15 protein-coding genes and 1 pseudogene are annotated in these 13,994 nt (G+C 65.4%); 5 read left to right on the forward strand and 11 right to left on the reverse strand.

Translation table 11 applies throughout. The features are described from left to right. A pseudogene (locus tag B0E49_RS20655) lies at window positions 1–484 on the forward strand (hypothetical protein); the annotation flags it as partial. 194 nt (window positions 485–678) lie between these two features. On the opposite strand, the gene B0E49_RS01285 reads toward B0E49_RS20655, so the two are convergent. The 3 genes from B0E49_RS01285 to B0E49_RS01295 are packed head-to-tail and all read right to left on the reverse strand — an operon-like array spanning window position 679 to window position 2,043. After that, a complete protein-coding gene (locus B0E49_RS01285) occupies window positions 679–1,047 on the reverse strand; it encodes a hypothetical protein (protein WP_077560165.1) in 369 nt (122 codons plus the stop codon). Between the two features lie 41 nt (window positions 1,048–1,088). Beyond that, on the reverse strand, window positions 1,089–1,775 hold the full coding sequence (locus tag B0E49_RS01290; protein WP_077560166.1) for a ProQ/FINO family protein: 687 nt from the start codon (window positions 1,773–1,775) through the stop codon (window positions 1,089–1,091). Window positions 1,776–1,824: 49 nt separating this feature from the next. Continuing rightward, a complete protein-coding gene (locus B0E49_RS01295) occupies window positions 1,825–2,043 on the reverse strand; it encodes a SlyX family protein (protein WP_077560167.1) in 219 nt (72 codons plus the stop codon). Between the two features lie 78 nt (window positions 2,044–2,121). On the opposite strand from B0E49_RS01295, the gene B0E49_RS01300 reads away from it, so the two are divergent. Genes B0E49_RS01300 through acuI form a run of 3 tightly spaced genes read left to right on the forward strand, consistent with a single transcriptional unit; the run spans window position 2,122 to window position 5,210 of the window. Continuing rightward, window positions 2,122–2,406, forward strand: coding sequence for a DUF1330 domain-containing protein (locus B0E49_RS01300; protein ID WP_077560168.1), 285 nt, complete (start codon window positions 2,122–2,124; stop codon window positions 2,404–2,406). 58 nt (window positions 2,407–2,464) lie between these two features. Further along, complete coding sequence (locus B0E49_RS01305) at window positions 2,465–4,189, forward strand: AMP-binding protein (protein WP_077560169.1); 1,725 nt, start codon at window positions 2,465–2,467, stop codon at window positions 4,187–4,189. 37 nt (window positions 4,190–4,226) lie between these two features. Beyond that, entirely contained in the window at window positions 4,227–5,210 is a 984-nt protein-coding gene (gene acuI, locus B0E49_RS01310) for an acrylyl-CoA reductase (NADPH) (protein ID WP_077560582.1), read from the forward strand. 1 nt (window position 5,211) lies between these two features. On the opposite strand, the gene B0E49_RS01315 is transcribed toward acuI, so the two are convergent. The 3 genes from B0E49_RS01315 to hemA all read right to left on the reverse strand — a co-directional run bounded on the left by B0E49_RS01315 (window position 5,212) and on the right by hemA (window position 8,599). Further along, window positions 5,212–6,150 carry a HemK/PrmC family methyltransferase gene (locus tag B0E49_RS01315; protein WP_077560170.1) on the reverse strand — a complete coding sequence of 313 codons (939 nt, stop codon included), beginning with the start codon at window positions 6,148–6,150 and terminating at the stop codon, window positions 5,212–5,214. 82 nt (window positions 6,151–6,232) lie between these two features. Next, window positions 6,233–7,330 (reverse strand): peptide chain release factor 1, encoded by a 1,098-nt coding sequence (gene prfA / locus B0E49_RS01320; protein WP_077560171.1) that lies wholly within the window; start codon window positions 7,328–7,330, stop codon window positions 6,233–6,235. Window positions 7,331–7,339: 9 nt separating this feature from the next. Next, window positions 7,340–8,599 (reverse strand): glutamyl-tRNA reductase, encoded by a 1,260-nt coding sequence (gene hemA, locus B0E49_RS01325; protein ID WP_077560172.1) that lies wholly within the window; start codon window positions 8,597–8,599, stop codon window positions 7,340–7,342. A gap of 80 nt (window positions 8,600–8,679) precedes the next feature. Here hemA and B0E49_RS01330 point away from each other — a divergent pair, with 80 nt between their 5' ends. After that, window positions 8,680–8,958, forward strand: coding sequence for a hypothetical protein (locus tag B0E49_RS01330; protein ID WP_077560173.1), 279 nt, complete (start codon window positions 8,680–8,682; stop codon window positions 8,956–8,958). A gap of 10 nt (window positions 8,959–8,968) precedes the next feature. On the opposite strand, the gene ugpQ is transcribed toward B0E49_RS01330, so the two are convergent. The 5 genes from ugpQ to ugpB form a co-directional block, all read right to left on the reverse strand. Then, window positions 8,969–9,751, reverse strand: coding sequence for a glycerophosphodiester phosphodiesterase (gene ugpQ / locus B0E49_RS01335; RefSeq protein ID WP_077560174.1), 783 nt, complete (start codon window positions 9,749–9,751; stop codon window positions 8,969–8,971). A 17-nt stretch (window positions 9,752–9,768) separates the two neighbouring features. Continuing rightward, window positions 9,769–10,785: a sn-glycerol-3-phosphate import ATP-binding protein UgpC gene (locus B0E49_RS01340; RefSeq protein ID WP_077560175.1), complete on the reverse strand. Its 1,017-nt coding sequence runs from the start codon at window positions 10,783–10,785 to the stop codon at window positions 9,769–9,771. Window positions 10,786–10,794: 9 nt separating this feature from the next. Further along, window positions 10,795–11,646: a sn-glycerol-3-phosphate ABC transporter permease UgpE gene (gene ugpE, locus B0E49_RS01345; protein WP_077560176.1), complete on the reverse strand. Its 852-nt coding sequence runs from the start codon at window positions 11,644–11,646 to the stop codon at window positions 10,795–10,797. 15 nt (window positions 11,647–11,661) lie between these two features. Further along, on the reverse strand, window positions 11,662–12,543 hold the full coding sequence (gene ugpA / locus B0E49_RS01350; RefSeq protein ID WP_077560177.1) for a sn-glycerol-3-phosphate ABC transporter permease UgpA: 882 nt from the start codon (window positions 12,541–12,543) through the stop codon (window positions 11,662–11,664). An 83-nt stretch (window positions 12,544–12,626) separates the two neighbouring features. Beyond that, window positions 12,627–13,937 carry a sn-glycerol-3-phosphate ABC transporter substrate-binding protein UgpB gene (gene ugpB / locus B0E49_RS01355; RefSeq protein ID WP_077560178.1) on the reverse strand — a complete coding sequence of 437 codons (1,311 nt, stop codon included), beginning with the start codon at window positions 13,935–13,937 and terminating at the stop codon, window positions 12,627–12,629. Between the last annotated feature and the right edge of the window lie 57 nt (window positions 13,938–13,994).

Here is a 13,994-nt window from a genome sequence, read left to right on the forward strand (position 1 = left end):
CGCACGGCCTCTGTCGATTGCGAAGGCGGCACCGGCTGGCGTGTCCCGTTTGCCATGCTGCGTCATGTCATGGACATCTGACTCAACAAGGTCAGGTCGTCAACGACGGTGTTCGTCGAACTATTACCATCTACGTCAGGTGACTTACAGTTCCAAGCGGCCCTCTCTAACACTTTCAGAAGTTGAGGATGGTTCGGCCTTCCTGATGAAGGGTGTCGAGTGGGAGTACGAAGCCGAATGGAGAATGATCGTGCCGCTCGCGGATGCGTCGCATGTCATAGGAACGGGGTCGGAGGCAATCCATCTCTTCAGTTTTCCGGCCCAGGCGGTAACGTCAGTAATTCTCGGCTGCCGAATGCTGGAAGCCAAGAGAGCTGAAATTCATGCGCTACTCGCCGCGTTACCGCAGTACGCTCACACTCGCTGTATTCATGCGGCCATTGACAATGAAAGCTACCGCCTCCGTGTCGGGCCCGCTCACTGACGACTAACCCTGTATGGACTCCCCCCAACGGTAGGAAACTGACCGTTTTGGTCGACGAGTACCGAAGGCGGTTCAAAGAGTTGATGGCTATTAAATTTGTAGCTAACTACGTATACCTGGTAACGGTTAGAGCCACAAATGAGTCGCGAATAGTTTTGTAATAGAACTCATGGCGCGCGTCCCTCACAAAGCGCTCAATCCCCAATATCTTCCCCCATCAAGCCCGCGATATGAAAGCACAACAGCGCGACCGCGGCGGACAGCAGCGCCAGCGTGTACGCCAGGCGCCGCCCATGCCATAGCGATAAAAACCAGCGGTGAAATTCGAGCACCAGGACGGCGGGCTGGCCGCCGAGGCGCTCGACCTCCTGCAGTTCGCGCGTCGATTCCGCGAGCGTGAGGGCGTAAGTGTTTCCGCCCACGATGCTGTAGCCGGCGGCGCTGGTGTCGGCGGGGTTCGCCGCCAGGAAATAAACCAGCGCGGCGGCGATCAGGCCCCCGATCAGGATGATGGCGCCGGCCAGGTAAAGGCGGCTTGCCGGGGTGAAAGGCTGGAAGGGCATAGCCGCCTGACCTGTCAGAGTCTGCGGTGCGCGGCGAGACGTCAGAGCGGGGCGGCCGGGGTCTGCTGACGGCGCTGGCGCTCGAGCGCCGCGCTCACGTCGCGCGGGTTCAGGCCGTACATCTCGGCAAACTCCGCGGGGGTCTTGCCGCTGCTCTCCAGGGCCCGGTACAGGGCCTCCTGTCTGGCGCGCTGCTGGTCGTATTCGGCAAACGCTTCCTCCAGCAGGGCGTTGGCGCGCGCATCGCTCGTCTGGACCTTGGCCCGGTACTCCTGGGGTGTCAGGCCGGAGGCCTCGAACGCGCGCAGGAGCTGCGCGCGAAACTTCGGCCGCAGGTCTTCGGGGGTTCGACCCTGCTTGCGGCGGAACAGCTCCAGCACGGACAGGCAGACATGCTCGGGGGCCACGGGCTCCACGGCCACGCCGGCCAGGTCGTGCCGCTGTTTGCCCGCGGCCACGCTTTGCAGGTAGCGCGTGGAGCGCGTGTGCACGCCCAGGGCGGCCTTGAGCGCGTCGCGCGAGAAATGCTCGGGGTGCGCGGCCAGCAGTTCCTGAAAGATCCCGAGCTTGAGCGGCAGGAACTCGGCGCCGAACAGATGCGGGTACAGCTCGAACAGTTTTTCCAGCACGGGCCGGGCGGAAGGCAGGCGTCCCGGTTTTTTGGCCGAAGTCTCGGGGGGCGTGGATGCATCTGGCAGGACAGGTGCGTCGGAGGGGCTGGGGGTCATGGAGTTAAACCTTTGATCAACCCACGATTGTCGGCGAAATGGCGATCGCTCAGTAATGCGGCGGCAGCTCGTCGCGCAGGTTGCGCGCCGCGCCGCTTGGCGCGTCCGTGGCGGGCTGGCGCAGATGGCCGATCTCGCGAATCAGCAGGTCGATTTGCTGTTGCTGACGGACGATGACCTGGTCCAGCTGCTCCAGCAGGTCTTCGGTGAAGGTGGCCTTGATCTCCAGATCGGTCAGGCGCTGTTCGATGTCGTGCGGGTTTTCCATATCCCTATTGGACCTGATTTGCTGGCGCGCCAGACGCACGACAATCAGGGAGTCACCACCCACCCAGGAGAAGCAGCCATGGTCGCTTATGTAGTCGCCCACGTCGAGGTCGTCGACGGCATCGGATACGAGGAGTACAGCCAGAAGGTGTCCGCCACGATCGAGGCGTACGGGGGGCGCTCCATTGCCCGCGGCGGCGTCACGGAAGTGTTGGAGGGCGAGGCGCCCGGGCGCTGGGTATTGCTCGAATTCCCGAGCATGGCCCGGCTCAAGGCCTGGTGGGACTCACCCGAGTACCTGCCGCTGCGCGCCATCCGTGCGCGCACGGCTAAATCCCTCTTGGTCGCGACCGAAGGGGTTTGAGCCGCCCGCGCCGGCGGAGTAAAGTTCCAGTTCACCCCATGATGTTGAAGGAGACACAATGACCGCCGCCGACGCCTTCCTGCGAGCCCGCGACTTCCTGCTGGCGCACCGCACCGACTACGCCACCGCCTACCGCGATTTCAAATGGCCCGAGCTCACCGAGTTCAACTGGGCGCTGGACCACTTCGACCGCATGGCGGTGGGCAACGACAAGCCTGCGCTGTGGATCGTCGAGGAGTCGGGCGAGCAGCGAAAGCTTTCGTTCGCGCAGATGTCGGCGCGCTCGAACCAGGTAGCCAACTGGCTGCGCGCGCAGGGCGCCAAGCGCGGCGACCGCGTCCTCCTCATGCTGAACAACGAGGTGCCGCTGTGGGAGAGCATGCTGGCCTGCATCAAGCTGGGTGTGGTGCTGATTCCCTGCTCCAACCTGCTGACGCCGCAGGACCTGCGCGACCGGATGCTGCGCGGCGACGTCAAGCACGCGATCGTGGGGGCGGCGAACGTCGACAAGTTCGCCGATGTGCCCGGCAGCTACACCCGCGTGTGCGTCGGCAAGGCCGTTGGCGGCTGGCTGGATTTTGCCGATTCGATGCAGGCCGCCACCGGCTTTACCCCGGACGGCGTGACCCGCGCGAGCGACCCCTTGCTGCTGTATTTCACCTCCGGAACGACGTCCCAGCCCAAGCTCGTGCTGCACACGCACCAGAGCTATCCGGTGGGCCATTTGTCGACGATGTACTGGATTGGCCTGCAGCCCGGCGACATCCACCTCAACATCTCCTCGCCCGGCTGGGCCAAGCACGCGTGGAGCTGTTTCTTCGCGCCCTGGAATGCCGGTGCCTGCGTTTTCATCTACAACTACACGCGCTTCAACGCGCCGGCCCTGCTCGGCGTGCTGGAAAAATTCCAGGTGACGACGATGTGCGCGCCGCCGACGGTGTGGCGCATGCTGATCCAGGAGGATCTCGCAGCGCATCGCGACCGTCTGCACATCCGTGAGTTGATCGGCGCCGGCGAGCCGCTGAACCCCGAGGTCATCGAGCAGATCAAGACGGCCTGGGGCATCACGGTACGCGACGGTTATGGCCAGACGGAAACCACGGCCCAGGTCGGCAACCCGCCGGGCCAGCCGGTGAAGGCGGGGTCGATGGGCCGGCCGCTGCCGGGCTATCGCGTGGCGCTGATCAACGCTGATGACCAGCACGCCGACGAGGGCGAGATTGCGCTGCAGCTGGATCCGCGCCCCGTCGGACTGATGAGCGGCTACCTCGACGACAGCGAGAAGAATGCCGAGGTGACGCGCGGGGGCGTGTACCGCACCGGCGACGTGGCCGCGCGCGATGCCGACGGCTACATCACCTACGTGGGCCGCGCCGACGATGTGTTCAAGGCCGCGGACTATCGCATCTCGCCGTTCGAGCTGGAATCCGTCGCGATCGAGCACGAAGCCGTGGCCGAGGCCGCGGTGGTGCCCAGCCCCGATCCGCTGCGTCTGGCGGTGCCCAAGGTCTTCGTGGTCCTGCGTCAGGGCTACAGCCCCTCGGCCGAGCTGGCCGAAAGCATCCTGACCTTTCTGCGGGTGAAGCTGGCGCCGTACAAGCGCATCCGCCGGCTCGAGTTTGCGGAGCTGCCCAAGACCATCTCCGGCAAGATCCGCCGCGTGGACCTGCGCCATGCAGAAGCCAGGCGCCGGGCCGCGAACGAGAAGGGCGAGTGGGAGTTCTTCGAAGAGGACTTTGCCGCCTTGCGGTCCCAGGCCGAAACGAAATCACCGCGCGCGTAGCGACCCCCAATCAACCATGTCCGAGAAGGATTCCGCGATGTTCCAGGCCCTGTTGCTCACCCAAAACGACAAGCAGACCGTTGCGACGCTGGCGCCGCTGGACGAAGCCCGGTTGCCGGCGGGCGACGTGACGGTGCGCGTGGAGTACTCGAGCCTGAATTTCAAGGATGCGCTGGCGATCACCGGGCGCGGCGCGATCGTGAAGAAGTGGCCGCTGGTGCCGGGCATCGACCTGGCGGGCGTCGTCGAACAAAGCAACGACCCCGCCTGGAAGCCCGGCGACCGCGTCGTCGTCAACGGCTGGGGCATCGGCGAGACGGATTGGGGCGGCCTGGCGCAGAAGGCGCGGCTCTCCGCGGGGTGGCTGCTGCGGCTGCCCGAGGCTTACTCGACCCGGCAGGCGATGGCCATCGGCACCGCGGGCTACACCGCGGCCCTGTGCGTGATGGCCTTGCAGCGCCACGGCCTCAAGGCGGGTGACGGCGAAGTACTTGTTACCGGCGCGGCCGGTGGGGTTGGTTCGGTGGCCGTGCGGCTGCTCTCGGGCCTCGGCTATTTGGTCACCGCGTCCACGGGACGGCCGCAGGAAGCCGACTACCTGACGTCGCTGGGTGCGGCGCACATCATCGACCGCGCCGAACTCTCCGCGCAGGGCAAGCCGCTGCAGAAGGAGCGCTGGGCCGGCGTGGTCGACACGGTCGGCAGCCACACCCTGGCCAACGCCTGCGCCGCAACCCAATGGAACGGCGCCGTCGCGGCCTGCGGCCTGGCGCAGGGCGCGGATTTCCCGAGCACCGTGATGCCCTTCATCCTGCGCGGCGTGACGCTGTACGGCATCAACTGTGTCTTCATCAACAACGCCAGGCGTGCCGAGGCCTGGCGGCTGCTGGCGCAGCACGTGGATGGCGACACCCTGGAGCGCATGACGGTCGAAATCGGGCTGTCGCAGGTGATTGAAAAATCAACCGACCTGCTGGACGGCAAGGTGCGCGGCCGCCTGGTGGTGGATGTGAACCGCTGAGTCAGGCCCGCGGCGCGCGTCCGCCGCTGCAGCGCTCGATGCCGCTCAGATCCAGCCTGGACTGCACTTCCTCGAAGCCGGCACCGCTAAGCAACGCACGCACCGACTCGGCCTGGTCGTAGCCGTGTTCCAGCAGCAGCCAGCCGCCCGGGTGCAGGTGCGCACGCGCCTGCGCGATGATGGGGCGAATGTCGTCCAGACCGTCGTCGCCGCTGGCCAGCGCCTGCAGCGGCTCGTGCGTCAAATCCATCAGGTGCCGGTCCTGCGCGGCGATGTAGGGCGGGTTCGACACGATGGCGTGGTAGCGGCCTTCGATCGGCGTCAGCCATGAGCCTTGAATGAATTCGATAGCCAACCCCAGCCGCTGCGCGTTGGCCTGGGCGACCTGAAGCGCGTCGGCGCTGGCGTCCGTGGCGCTGACTTGCAGGCCGGGCCGCGCGTGCTTGAGCGCCAGCGCCACGGCACCGCTGCCGGTGCCCAGGTCGATGACGGAGATGCCCCCCCCCCGGAGCGCCTGCGGCGCCTCCCCCTCAAGGGGGCGATACCAGCGGCCCGGCAAAGCCGGTTCCGCGGTATCCCTGGCATCGGGCAGCGCAGGGTTCGACCGAACGGATGCCTCGTCCAGCACCTCCAGCGCCCACTCCACCAGCGTTTCAGTGTCCGGCCGGGGCACCAGCACGCGCGCGTCAATCTGCAGATCCAGTCCGAAAAATTCCTTGTGGCCGGTGAGGTAGGCGAGCGGCTCGCCGCCAGAGCGGCGCTGCACCAGGGCGTCAAACGTGGCTTGCACCGCGGGCGGCAGCGCATCGGTGTCGTGCGCGAGCAGCCAGGCGCGGTCGTGCGGGGCGCGGCCCAGCGCGTGCAGCAGCAGCAACTGCGCATCCAGCCGGTCCAGGCCGCGGGACTGCGCTTCGAGCAGCGCCTGGGCGGTGGAGGTCATGGTCGATTGCTATGAAAAAAATAGCCGACTTCGCATACCACGTAAGGGCTACAGGTCGATTTGATACAAAGTTAGCGAGTAGTCAAGCACTCGCCACTTCCAGCTCGGCCAGCTGCTGCGCCGCCTCGTAGGCCTGCAGCGCCTGCACCACGTCGTCCAGCTCGCCCTCCATGATGGCGAGCAGCTTGTACAGCGTGAGGTTGATGCGGTGGTCGGTGAGGCGTCCCTGCGGGAAGTTGTAGGTGCGGATGCGGTCGCTGCGGTCGCCGCTGCCGATCAGGCTCTTGCGCTCGGCGGCGTCCTTCGCGGCGCGCTCGGAGCGGTCCTTTTCCTGGATGCGCGCGGTGAGTACCTTGAGCGCCTGGGCCTTGTTGCTGTGCTGGCTGCGCCCGTCCTGGCACTCGGCCACGATGCCGGTCGGAATGTGCGTGATGCGCACCGCCGAGTCGGTCTTGTTGATGTGCTGGCCACCGGCACCGCTGGCGCGGTAGGTGTCGATGCGCAGGTCGGCCGGGTTGATCTTGATGGCCTCCTGCTCATCGGGCTCGGGCAGCACGGCCACGGTGCAGGCGCTGGTGTGGATGCGCCCCTGCGTCTCGGTGGCCGGCACGCGCTGCACGCGGTGCCCGCCGGATTCGAACTTGAGCGCTCCATAGGCCTGGTCACCGACCACGCGCAGCACCACTTCCTTGTAGCCCCCGAGTTCGCTGGGCGACTCGCTGATGATCTCGGTCTTCCAGCCGCGGCGCTCGCAGTAGCGGGCGTACATGCGCAGCAGATCGGCCGCGAACAGGGCCGATTCGTCGCCGCCCGTGCCGGCGCGGATTTCGACGAAGGCGTTGCGCGCGTCGTCCGGGTCCTTGGGCAGCAGCATGCGCTGCAGCTCGGCGTGCAGTTGCGCCAGTTCGGCCTGCGCCGAGGCAATTTCCTCCTGCGCCATCTCGGCCATGTCGGCGTCACTCGTGGGGTCGGCCTGCAGGGCCTGGGCCGCGGCCAGATCGTTTTCGCGCGCCACATAGCGCTGGTAGCGGCTCACCAGCTGCGCCACGTCGGAGTGCTCGCGCGAGAGCACCAGAAACTGGCTCATGTCGCGCATGATGTCTTCGCGCGAGAGCAAAAAGTCCAGCTCCGACAAACGGACAGCGTAACGCTCCAGCCGCGCGCGCAGGAAGGATTTCATGGGGCGCCCCTAACGGCTTTTGCGCAGAAAGAAATGCTCGATGGCGACACTGGCGCGTTCGCGGGCCGCGTGGTCGCCCGCATGCAGCTCGGCCATGGCGCCGTGCAGCATCTTCTGGGTCAGGCCCCTGGACAGGGCCTCCAGCACCGCATCGACATCTTCGCCGCGGGCCAGCAGCCGGCGCGCGCGCGCGATTTCGGCGCCGCGCCATTCGTCCGCCTGCGCGTTCAGTTGCTGGATCAGCGGCACACTGCCGCGCTGGTCCATCCAGTGCATGAAGCTTTGCACGCCGGCGTCGATGATGACCTCGGCCTGTGCCACCGCCGCCTGGCGATTCGCCTGGCCGGTCTGCACCACGGCCGCGAGGTCGTCCACGGTGTACAGGTACACGTCCTGCAGCGCCTTGACCTCGATCTCGATGTCGCGCGGCACGGCCAGGTCGACCATGAACATCGGGCGGTGCCGGCGCGCCTTCAGGGCCCGCTCGACGGCGCCCAGGCCGATGATGGGCAGGGTGCTGGCGGTGCAGCTGACCACGGCGTCGAACTCGTGCAGGCGCGCGGGCAGGTCGGCCAGGCGCATCACCTCGCCGCCGAAGCGGCTGGCCAGTTTTTCACCGCGCTCCAGGGTGCGGTTCGCGATGGCGATGGCCTTCGGGTTTCTGGCCGCGAAATGGGTGGCCGCGAGTTCGATCATCTCGCCGGCGCCGACAAACAGGACCTTGATCTGGCTCAGGTCCTCGAACAACTGGCCCGCCAGCCGCACGGCGGCGGCGGCCATGCTGATGGAGTGCGCGCCGATTTCGGTCGAGGTGCGCACTTCCTTGGCCACCGCAAACGAGCGCTGGAACAGCTGGTTCAGCGTCGTGCCCAGGGCACCGGCTTCTTCCGCGGCACGCACCGCGTCCTTGATCTGGCCCAGGATCTGGGCCTCGCCCAGCACCATGGAATCGAGCCCGCTGGCGACGCGAAAGGCATGGCGCGCCACCGGCCCGTCTTCCAGTGTGTAGGTGTGCGAGCGCAGCAGCTCGGGGGAGACGTTGCCCGTGCGGGCCAGCCAGTCCAGCGCGTGGCCCGCCGCCAGTCTTTCGCCGGCGCAGTAAATTTCGGTCCGGTTGCAGGTGGACAGGATGGCCACCTCGGGATGGCGGGCCAGCGACGCGCGCAACCCATGCAGGGCCGGCTGGATCTGGTCGACGGCGAACGCAAAGCGACCGCGCAGATCGAGCGGCGCGGTCGTGTGATTGATGCCTAAAGCCCAGACTGCCATTTTTGAATTATAAAATTTATGGCTCGAACAGGTATTGAGCCGGATCAACGACCTGCCACTGGCACACAAAACGCAACACCATGGGACCTCTGGACCTGCTCATTCAACTGCTCAATTTCGTCGCGCCGGCGCTGTTCGTGGCCATTGTCACGGCGCTGGCCTCCCGGTTATTTGAAAGAAAAGGCCCTGCAGTCCATACGTGGTGGGCGCAGGTAGCTATCAATTCTGTAGTCGGCGTGGCCGCCTTGCTGCTCGGGCTGTGGTACTTCGGGCACGACGGCAAGATGGCGACCTACGCGGCGCTGGTGCTTGGCTGCGCCACCAGCCAGTGGCTCATGGTGCGGGGCTGGCGGCGCTGAGCCGGCCGCGTCAAGCCCGCGGGGCGAACAAATCCACGCGGTCGGTGATGATGCCGTCGGTGCCGAGGTCCAGCAGGCGCTGGGCGGCCCACTCGTCGTTCACGGTGTAGCTCAAGGCACGCAGCCCGGCGTTGTGGGCCTGCGCGACGCTGGCACGGTCCCACAGCGCGTGGTTGCACACAATGGCCACGCAGCCCAGGTCGATGGCGGCCTCCAACCAGCCCTGCCAGAGCGTGTCCAGCAGCAGGCCGCGCGGCAAGCAGGGTTCGGCCGCCTGCGCGCCCTGCAGCGCCTCAATGCTGAACGAGCTGAGCAGGGGCGGCGCGGCCGCGTCGCGCCAGAGCCGTGCGGCATGGTGGGCGACCACTCCGCCGGTGTGGCGCTCCACGCCGGGCGTGGGCTTGATCTCGACATTCAAAAAATGGCCGTTGTGCAGGCAATAGCGGGCGATGTTCTCGAAACTGGGCAGCGGCTCGCCCGCAAAGGCGCGCGAATGCCAGCTGCCCGCGTCCAGTTGCGCGAGCTCGCCCCAGGGGTGCTCGCCGCCGACGTCGCTGGCCGCGGCATCCAGCCGCTGGCGGCTGTTGGTAGTGCGCGCGAGCAGGGTGTCGTGCATCAGAAATGGCACGCCGTCGCTGGACAGCTTCACATCGCACTCGAACATGCGGTAGCCGTGACTGGCCCCGAGCCGGAACGCGGCCAGTGTGTTCTCCGGTGCCAGCTTGCCCGCGCCGCGGTGCGCGATCCAGCGCGGGTAAGGCCAAAGCTCGAAGCTGACGGTTTGCAGCGACATGGTGCGGATCGCGTCGACTACAGCCGCTGCCCGCTGGCGGCGTCGAACCAGTGCAGGCGATCAAAGCGCGGCGTCACGTGAATGGTCGCGCCGATGGCCGGTGCCACCTGGCCCTCGTCGGTGCGCACGATCAGCGGCTCGCCGCCCATGCGGCAATACACCAGCCGCTCCGCGCCCAGCATTTCCAGCGTTTCGACCTGCAGCGCCCAGCCCGTGGGCGTGATCTGCAGGTGCTCGGGGCGAATGCCCATGAGGGCGCCGGCAGGGCCTTTCAACTCGGCATTCGGCCCGTTCTTGAGCAGGTTCATCGGCGGCGAGCCCATGAAGCTGGCGACGAATGTGGTGGCCGGGCGCGTGTAGACCTCTTCGGGCGTGCCGAACTGTTCCATGCGGCCCGCGTTCATCACGATCATGCGCTGCGCCAGCGTCATCGCCTCGATCTGGTCGTGCGTGACGAAGAGCGAGGTGATGCCCAGCTCACGGTGCAGCTTCTGGATTTCGAGCCGGGTCTGCACGCGCAGCTTGGCGTCCAGGTTCGACAGCGGCTCGTCGAACAAAAAGACCTGCGGCTGGCGCACGATGGCGCGGCCCATCGCGACGCGCTGGCGCTGCCCGCCGGACAGCGCGCGGGGCTTGCGGTCCAGCAGATGGGCCAGCTCCAGAATTCCGGCGGCCTTGTCGACCCGGGCCCTGATTTCGGCAGCCGGCACCCTGGCGATCTTCAGGCCGTAGGCCATGTTGTCGAACACGCTCATGTGGGGGTACAGGGCGTAGTTCTGGAACACCATGGCGATGTCGCGCTCCGCCGGTTCCAGGTCATTCACGACCCGCGCGCCAATGGCGATTTCGCCGCCGCTGATCTCTTCCAGCCCGGCCACCATACGTAAGAGCGTGGACTTGCCGCAACCGGACGGGCCGACGATGACCACGAATTCGTGGTCGGCAATTTCCGCGCTGACGCCGTGCAGCACCTGCACCGCCGTCTTGCCGGTGCCGTAGTGTTTGGTGATGTTCCTGAGTGAAATGGAGGCCATTTTTGATCTTTATTTTTCCGTATCAACCAGGCCCTTGACGAACCACTTCTGCATCAGGATGACCACGATGGCCGGCGGCACCATGGCCAGGATGGCGGTGGCCATCACCACGTTCCACTGGTTTGCCGAGTCGCCGCCCGCGATCATGCGTTTGATGCCGATCACCACCGGGTACATGTCCTCGCTGGTGGTGGCCAGCAGCGGCCACAGGTACTGGTTCCAGCCGTAGATGAACTGGATCACGAACAACGCCGCGATCGAGGTCTTGGACAGCGGCAGCAGGATGTCCTTGAAGAAACGCATTGGCCCGGCGCCATCCATGCGCGCCGCTTCCACCAGCTCATCGGGCACGGTCAGGAAGAACTGGCGGAACAGGAAGGTGGCGGTGGCCGAGGCGATCAGGGGAATGGTCAGGCCCGCATAGGTGTTGAGCATGCCCAGATCGGACACCACCTTGTAGGTCGGCATGATGCGCACCTCGACCGGCAGCATCAGCGTGACGAAGATGGCCCAGAAGAAGAAATTCTTGAACGGGAAGCGGAAGTAGACGATGGCGAACGCCGACAAGAGCGAGATGGCGATCTTGCCAAAGGTGATCACCAGCGCCGTGACCAGACTCACCCACATCATGCGCGCCACCGGCGCGGTCGAGCCGGCGCCGTCGCCGCCGCCCAGCAGGGCGGTTTTGTAGGTTTCCCACAGATGGCCGCCCGGCAGCAGCGGCATCGGCGCCTGGATGATTTCCTGTGCGGTGTGCGAGGAGGCGACGAACGCCAGGTACAGCGGAAATGCGACGACCAGCAGGCCCAGCACCATCACCACGTGGGCCAGGACCGTCAGCCACGGGCTGCGTTCAACCATGATGCAGGGCTTTCATCAATATTGGACCTTTTTCTCGACATAGCGGAACTGCACCACGGTCAGCGCAATCACGATGGCCATGAGCACCACCGACTGGGCCGCGGAGCCGCCCAGATCGCCATTCTTGAAGCCGTCGTTATAGACCTTGTAGACCAGGATCATGGTGTCCTGGCCCGGACCGCCGCGCGTGGTGGCGTCGATGATCGCAAAGGTGTCGAAGAAGGCGTAGACCATGTTGATCACCAGCAGGAAGAAAGTGGTCGGCGACAGCAGCGGAAACTGGATGCTCCAGAAGCGCCGCCAGGGTCCTGCGCCGTCGATGGCTGCCGCTTCGATCAGGGACTTGGGAATCGACTGCAGTCCCGCCATGAAGAACAGGAAATTGTAGGAAATCTGCTTCCACACCGCGGCCATCACGATCAGGGCGACCGCATCGCCCGTATTGAGCAGGGAGTTCCAGTCCACGCCAAGGCTGCGCAACGCATACGCCACGACGCCCAGCGTGGGCGAGAACATGAACAGCCACAGGACGCCCGCCACGGCCGGCGCGACCGCATACGGCACGATCAGGAAAGTCTTGTAAAACAGCGCACCCCGGATGATGCGGTCCGCAAAAACAGCCAGCATGAGCGACAGGCCAATGCCCAAGGCCGCCACCAGCAACGAGAAGAGCGCGGTGATCTTGAAGGAGTTCAGATACGCCGAGTCGGTGAACAGGTCTCTGAAATTGTCGAAACCCACCCACTGGGTAGACAGGCCAAAGGCATCCTGCAGCTGGAACGATTGCAGCATGGCCTGCCCGGCCGGCCAGAAGAAGAAGACCGCGATGACGGTCACCTGAGGCGCGAGCAGCATCCACGGTAGCCACCGGGAGCGGAAGAGGACACGTTTTTCCATGGATCAAACTATGAGGCCCTCCCCGCGTTGCGGGAAGGGCCGGAGCCAATCGCCGTCATGACGGCGCCGACGAAAGCAATCCTTCAGGACTTGTTGGCCTTCTGGAACCGTTCCAGTTGCTCGTTGCCGCGTGTGACGGCAGCGTCCAGCGCCTCTTTCGGCGTTTTCTTGCCGGTCCAGATCTGCTCGGTTTCTTCGTCGATGATGGTGCGGATCTGGTTGAAGTTGCCCAGCCGGATGCCGCGCGACTTGTCCGTGGTCTTGCGGATCATCTGCGTCACCGCCACATCGGTACCGGGGTGCTCCTTGTAGAAGCCGGACTTGTCGGTGAGTTCATAGGCGGCCGTGGTGATCGGCAGGTAGCCGGTGCGCTTGTGGCTGGCCGACTGCACGTCGGGCCGCGACAGGTACTTGAAGAACGCCGCCACGCCCTTGTAGGTTTCCGCTTTCTTGCCCGCCATCACCCACAGGCTGGCACCGCCGATGATGGTGTTTTGCGGAGCGCCGGCCACATCCGGGTAATACGGCAGGGCCGAGATGCCGTAGGCAAACTTGGCTTCCTTGCTGACGCGCGAATACAGGCCGGAGGAGCCCGTCATCATCGCGCATTCACCCGAGGGGAACGAGACATCGGCCGCGTTGTCGCGGCCCTTGTAGACGAACAGGCCCTGCTTGGCCATATTGGACAGATCGTCGAAATGGCGTACGTGCAGTGGCGAGTTGAAGACCAGCCGGGCTGCCGGGCCGCCGAAGCCATTGTTCAGCGTTGCAAACAGCACGTTGTGCCAGGTCGAGAAGCTCTCCAGTTGGGTCCAGCTCATCCAGCTCGTCGTGAACGGGCACTTGTGGCCGGCTGCCTTGAGCTTGGCGGCGTCCAGAATCACTTCGGGCCAGGTGGCGGGCGCCTTGTTGGGGTCGATGCCCGCAGCCTTGAACGCATCCTTGTTGTAATAAAAAACCGTGGTCGAACTGTTGAATGGCAGGCTCAGCATCTGGCCGTTGGGCGCCGTGTAGTAGCCCGCCACCGCCGGAATGTAGGCCTTGCTGTCGAACTTGGCGCCGCCCATGGTCATGACTTCGCCGACCGGCTTGATCGCGCCCTTGGCCGCCATCATGGTGGCGGTGCCGACTTCATACACCTGCAGGATGTCGGGCGCGTTGCCGGCCCGAAATGCCGCCATGCCGGCGGTCAGCGTTTCGCCATAGGTGCCCTTGTAGGTGGGAACGACCTTGTATTCTTTCTGGCTTGCGTTGAAGTCCTTGGCGAGGTCGCCGACCCAATCGCCCAGCGGTCCGCTCATGGCGTGCCACCACTGGATTTCGGTTTGCGCCTGCGCCGACAAGGGCAGGACCAAGGCCGCAGCAAGCGCTGCCGCAGTAAATTGCAGTTTCATCGTGAAGACTCCTGTATCGATGCCTGAGGCTATCAAGGAAATGTGACACATTGATTT

The sequence above is a fragment of the Polaromonas sp. C04 genome (genome assembly GCF_002002705.1).
Taxonomy (GTDB): Bacteria; Pseudomonadota; Gammaproteobacteria; order Burkholderiales; family Burkholderiaceae_C; genus Rhodoferax_A.

Coding starts and splice junctions, on each gene's coding strand:
- B0E49_RS01330 (WP_077560173.1), top strand. CDS start 8,680: ATGGGACCTCTGGACCTGCTCATTCAACTGCTCAATTTCGTCGCGCCG.
- acuI (WP_077560582.1), top strand. CDS start 4,227: ATGTTCCAGGCCCTGTTGCTCACCCAAAACGACAAGCAGACCGTTGCG.
- B0E49_RS01295 (WP_077560167.1), bottom strand. CDS start 2,043: ATGGAAAACCCGCACGACATCGAACAGCGCCTGACCGATCTGGAGATC.
- B0E49_RS01315 (WP_077560170.1), bottom strand. CDS start 6,150: ATGACCTCCACCGCCCAGGCGCTGCTCGAAGCGCAGTCCCGCGGCCTG.
- B0E49_RS01300 (WP_077560168.1), top strand. CDS start 2,122: ATGGTCGCTTATGTAGTCGCCCACGTCGAGGTCGTCGACGGCATCGGA.
- prfA (WP_077560171.1), bottom strand. CDS start 7,330: ATGAAATCCTTCCTGCGCGCGCGGCTGGAGCGTTACGCTGTCCGTTTG.
- ugpA (WP_077560177.1), bottom strand. CDS start 12,543: ATGGAAAAACGTGTCCTCTTCCGCTCCCGGTGGCTACCGTGGATGCTG.
- ugpQ (WP_077560174.1), bottom strand. CDS start 9,751: ATGTCGCTGCAAACCGTCAGCTTCGAGCTTTGGCCTTACCCGCGCTGG.
- ugpE (WP_077560176.1), bottom strand. CDS start 11,646: ATGGTTGAACGCAGCCCGTGGCTGACGGTCCTGGCCCACGTGGTGATG.
- B0E49_RS01340 (WP_077560175.1), bottom strand. CDS start 10,785: ATGGCCTCCATTTCACTCAGGAACATCACCAAACACTACGGCACCGGC.
- B0E49_RS01305 (WP_077560169.1), top strand. CDS start 2,465: ATGACCGCCGCCGACGCCTTCCTGCGAGCCCGCGACTTCCTGCTGGCG.
- B0E49_RS01285 (WP_077560165.1), bottom strand. CDS start 1,047: ATGCCCTTCCAGCCTTTCACCCCGGCAAGCCGCCTTTACCTGGCCGGC.
- B0E49_RS01290 (WP_077560166.1), bottom strand. CDS start 1,775: ATGACCCCCAGCCCCTCCGACGCACCTGTCCTGCCAGATGCATCCACG.
- ugpB (WP_077560178.1), bottom strand. CDS start 13,937: ATGAAACTGCAATTTACTGCGGCAGCGCTTGCTGCGGCCTTGGTCCTG.
- hemA (WP_077560172.1), bottom strand. CDS start 8,599: ATGGCAGTCTGGGCTTTAGGCATCAATCACACGACCGCGCCGCTCGAT.